Raw genomic sequence first — 4,753 nt, forward strand, 5'->3', positions numbered from 1 at the left:
CCCCGCACGGCCTATCCCGTTCCGTCCTGATCGATTGGCCTGCCCATGACCGAAACAGTCCCCACGGGGTCGCCGATACCGCCGTCCCCCAGCGGCCGCGTCGAGCTCGCCCCCGAGGCGTTCCCCGCCGACAGCCCCTTCGCCAATGAGGACCTGCGTCCCGTACCGGTCTCCGAGCGCAAGTGGACGACGTACAACTTCGCGGCCCTGTGGATCTCCATGGCGCACTGCATCCCCAGCTGGACCCTGGCCTCCGGCCTGGTCGCGCTCGGCATGGACTGGAAGCAGGCCGTCTTCACCATCGCCCTGGCCAACGTCATCGTGCTGCTGCCGATGCTGGCCACCGGGCACGCCGGGCCCAAGTACGGCATCCCCTTCCCGGTCCTCGCCCGCGCCTCCTTCGGGCTGCGCGGCGCCAACGTCCCGGCGCTCATCAGGGCGGCCGTGGCCTGCGGCTGGTTCGGCATCCAGACCTGGATCGGCGGCAGCGGCATCTTCGCGCTGGGCTCCAGGCTCACCGGCGGCCACTGGGAGGACGCGGGCCGGATCGCGGGCAACCCCTGGCCGCTGTGGCTGTGCTTCCTGCTGTTCTGGGCGCTCCAGATCGCGATCATCTACCGCGGCATGGACTTCCTGCGGCACTTCGAGAACTGGGCCGCGCCCTTCGTGATCGCCGGCGCCCTCGTCCTGCTGGTCTGGATCGCGGTCAAGGCCGACGGCTTCGGCGCGCTGCTCGACCAGCCGTCCAAGCTCGGCTGGGGCGCCGACTTCTGGCCGGTCTTCTTCCCGTCCCTCATGGGCATGATCGGCTTCTGGGCCACCCTGTCGCTGAACATCCCCGACTTCACCCGGTTCGGCGCCAGTCAGAAGGCGCAGACCTGGGGCCAGTCCCTGGGACTCCCCACCACCATGACGCTGTTCGCCGTCCTCGCCGTGCTGGTCACCTCCGGCTCCGAGGTCGTCTACGGCGAGGCCATCTGGGACCCGGTCGCGCTGGCCGCCAAGACCGACAACGCCTTCGGGCTGCTCTTCGCGCTCGTCGTGGTGCTGGTCGCCACGATCTCCGTGAACATCGCGGCCAACGTGGTCTCACCGGCGTACGACCTGTCCAACCTCGCTCCGAAGTTCGTCAACTTCCGTACGGGCGCGCTGATCACGGGTGTCGTCGGCATCCTGATCTTCCCGTGGAAGCTGATCTCCACGCCGGAGTTCTACATCTTCACCTGGCTCGGAGTCGTCGGCGGACTGCTCGGCACGGTCGCGGGCATCCTCATCGCCGACTACTGGATCGTGCGGCGCACGGTCCTGCACCTCGCGGACCTCTACACGCCCGGCGGGCGCTACTGGTACGTGAACGGCTGGAACTGGCGGGCGATCGTCGCCTTCGTCGTCGGCGGACTGCTCGCGGTCGGCGGCTCGTACTCGGGGGTGGGCGCGGACGGCAAGAAGACCGGGCCGTTCCCGACCGACGGACTGATCCCGTTCCTCAAGCCACTGGCCGACTACGGCTGGGCGGTGGGACTCGGCGCGTCCCTCCTGCTGTACATCGCGCTGATGCTGCCCAAGGGCAGGGAACAGGAGGGCATCGCGGCCTGACGGTCGCGTCACGTGCGCGTGGAGGGCGGTCGGGCTCCGGGCCGGTTCCGCCGGCTCAGGCCTTCCGGCCGCTCTCCAGCGCCGCCACCGCCTCCTTGGCGGCCTTGATCGCGCCCTTGTTGATCTCGTCGGTGCTGGGCGCCTTCTTCGACTCGAAGTCGCTGCCGTTGTACGTCACGGTCACCAGCGCGTTGGACGCCCGGATCATGACCACGCCCTCACGGGTCTGCTGCTTGTTCTCGGTGGTGAGGTTCACCACCGAGTACCCGGCGTCGCCGACCCCGGGCACGTCCCCGCCGCCGCTCTTCTCGGAGACGTTCTCCTTGTACGACTCGGTGGCCGCCGCCTCGGACGCCGTGATCTCGAAGGACACGTCGAGCCAGCGGTAGTCGTAGCCCTTGAGCGCGTTCCAGGAGCACGTGCGGCGCAGGGCCGCGTCCGTGGAGGGGATCTCCTTGCCGGCCGTCTTGGCGCCCGGCACCAGCGACTTGATCGTCGCCGCGCCGATGCTGCCGCAGGGCGCGGGCGCGGCGGCGTACTGCTTCGAGACGGCCGCCGTGGCCGCGCCCGAAGGGGACTCCTCGGCGGACCGGGGCGCCGGCTCCTTCTCGGCGGCCGGCGTCGTGGCCGGTCCCGACGTCAGTGCCCAGCCCGCCGCGGCGAGCACGACGACGGGGGAGATGCGCGCGGTGAGCGCGAGCGGCAGGGAAAGAGTTCGCACGGCGCACTTTTCGTGGGGGACGGACGGTGCGGACGGGTCCGCACTGCGGACGGACGCCAGTTTCACACGTCTGCCTGTGGGGTGGAAGCGTGAACTCGCTCCGTACCCGCGCCGTCACTGCGCCCCGCCGTCGATGCGTCATGTGTCCGTCTATGTCCCGGCGGTGGGCTGGTTCACGTGCGGGCGACGGGCCGGTGGAGGGCCGACTCGATGCGGTCCACGGCCAGGAACGCCCCGTAGGCCACGAGGTGCACCAGATCGTCGTCGGTGTGCTCCGGCCGCCGCCAGGCCGCCACGTCCTCGTCGGTGATCCGGTACGGCGCGAGCGCGGCCAGCAGCACCAGACGCGCACCGGGACGCTCCCGCCGGTCCGGGAAACCGCTCAGGTCGAGCGGCGGGTGCGACCCGTCCCAGTCCAGCAGCGTCTCCTCCACGAGGTCCTGGTCGTCGGTGCCGAGGAGACCGGCACCGGCCATGGCCGCCCGGAGCAGCGCCGCGTAGGCGAGCCCGACGGGCGTACCGGCCGCCCACGCCGGGGCCTCGCCGGGGTCGGGCAGGTCGAGCAGCGCGAGGGACGCGCCGGGCCGGACGGGTCGGCGTACGGCCCGGGACAGCGCACGGCCCCCGAGGCTGCGGACGGCCCGGAAGCGCTGGACGTTGCCCGGCAGCAGGTTCTCGGTGATCAGGGCGGACACGATCCGGTTGATGAAGTGGAAGGCGAACGCGGTGCCGAGGTAGCCCGGGGCGTGCTCGCGCGGGAACGGGTACGGCCCCGCGCCGAGGCCGCCCGGCACGCGCGTGTGCCTGCCCCACTCCAGCACGCGCGCGTGCTCCTCGTTCCGCGGCCTCTCGCCCCGGGCGACGCGTTCGGCGAGTGCGTGGTCGCCGGTGGCGTGCAGCAGCATCGTGTGCGCGTCCACGCAGAACGGGCACCGGTTCGCCAGCGACACCCCGAGCGCCGCCAGCTCCTTGCCGGTGCGGCTGCCGGGGCCGGCGATCAGCGACTCGCGCATCAGCGCCCACGCGGGGGCGAGGAGGTCGGGTGCGGAGGAGAGGACCACGAAGGTCACGGGTTCGTCGATGCCGAAGTCGCGGGACAACTGCTCGTAGACCTCGGCGACACGGCCGGTGGCGGCCTTGGGCGGCAGGGGCTCGGTGTAGCGGAAGGGTGTGGACATGCACAGCAGCGTGCGCCCCGGCCCGGGCCGCGGTCGTCGTACGGCCGGAGGGAGTCGGCGCTGCGTCCGGGAGCGCGGACCGGGGCCGGGAGTACTACCGGGGGAGTAGCGCGGGAGTTGTCCACAGGGCTGACGCCGGTGTCGGTGCGGCGGTCTAGCGTGTGGGCATGAGTGGGCACCGGGTCGATGCGGCCATCTCCCAGCGGCTCGCCGATCTGGCCCTCGCGGTCGTGGTCGGCGCCCTCGCCGTGGCCGTGGCGGCTCAGGACGCGGACACCACCGCCCTCGACCAGGGGTTGCTCGTGGTGGGCGCGGCCGCCCTCGCGTTCTACCGCGCGGCCCCGCTGGTGGTGCTGGCCGTGGCCACGGTGAGCGGGGCGGCGTACGTCCTGCACGCCCACCCGGGTCCCCTCGGCGCGCTGACCGTGTTCGCCGCCGTGCACCTGGCGTCCCAACTGGGGCGCCGGAGCTGGGCGGCGGCCGCGAGCGGGATCTTCCTGGGGGCCTACGCGGCGACGGGACCGACGGTCCACGAGGCCGTCGAGAAGACCGCGCTGCTCGCGGGCTGGTTCGTGTGCGCGGTGGTGACAGGGCTCGCCGGACGCAACTGGCAGGCCTATCTGCGCCAGACCGAACAGCGTGCCCTGGAGGCCGAGCGCACCCGGGAGGAGGCCGCACTGCGCCGGGCCGGCGAGGAACGCCTGCGCATAGCGAGGGAGTTGCACGACTCCCTCACCCACAGCATCTCCATCGTCAAGCTCCAGGCGGGCGTGGCCGTCCATCTGGCGCGCAAGCGGGGTGAGGAGGTGCCGCCCGCCCTGCTCGCCATCCAGGAGGCCGGCGGTGAGGCCATGCGCGAGCTGCGCGCCACGCTGGAGGTCCTGCGCACCGACGAGCCGACCGGTACCCCGGCCCTGCTCGTGGAGCGGGCGCGGGCGGCGGGTCTCGCCGTCGAACTGACCGTGACGGGTGAGGAGTGCGCGCTGCCCGCTCCCCTGGACCGGGCCGTGTACCGGATCGTCCAGGAGTCCCTGACGAACGCGGCCCGCCACGCCGGACCGGCGAAGGTCCGGGTCGAACTGGCCTACGGCAAGGGCGAGTTGACGGTACGGGTGGAAGACGACGGGGCCGCCCGTCCGGAGCGTCCACCCTGGCCAGGCCACGGCCTCACCGGCATGCGCGAACGCGTCACGGCACTCGGCGGGACCCTGCACACGGGCCCGCGCGAGGAGGGCGGGTTCGCGGGCGAGCGCCACCC

General features: G+C 72.5%; 4 protein-coding genes. 2 read left to right on the forward strand and 2 right to left on the reverse strand.

Translation table 11 applies throughout. The features are described from left to right. The first annotated feature begins 45 nt into the window (after positions 1-45). A complete protein-coding gene (locus tag AOJ26_RS36870; RefSeq protein WP_053852714.1) occupies positions 46-1,596 on the forward strand; it encodes an NCS1 family nucleobase:cation symporter-1 in 1,551 nt (516 codons plus the stop codon). 55 nt (positions 1,597-1,651) lie between these two features. On the opposite strand, the gene AOJ26_RS36875 is transcribed toward AOJ26_RS36870, so the two are convergent. Further along, complete coding sequence (locus AOJ26_RS36875; RefSeq protein WP_053852717.1) at positions 1,652-2,317, reverse strand: hypothetical protein; 666 nt, start codon at positions 2,315-2,317, stop codon at positions 1,652-1,654. Positions 2,318-2,490: 173 nt separating this feature from the next. Further along, positions 2,491-3,495, reverse strand: a complete 1,005-nt coding sequence (locus AOJ26_RS36880) for a carboxymuconolactone decarboxylase family protein (RefSeq protein WP_053852715.1) — start codon at positions 3,493-3,495, stop codon at positions 2,491-2,493. A 167-nt stretch (positions 3,496-3,662) separates the two neighbouring features. Between AOJ26_RS36880 and AOJ26_RS36885 the strand changes: the two genes are divergently transcribed. Next, positions 3,663-4,753, forward strand: a 1,091-nt coding sequence (locus tag AOJ26_RS36885) for a sensor histidine kinase (protein ID WP_053852716.1), incomplete at its 3' end; no start/stop codon positions are given.

It is taken from the genome of Streptomyces sp. NRRL B-24085 (genome assembly GCF_001282115.1).
Taxonomy (GTDB): Bacteria; Actinomycetota; Actinomycetes; order Streptomycetales; family Streptomycetaceae; genus Streptomyces.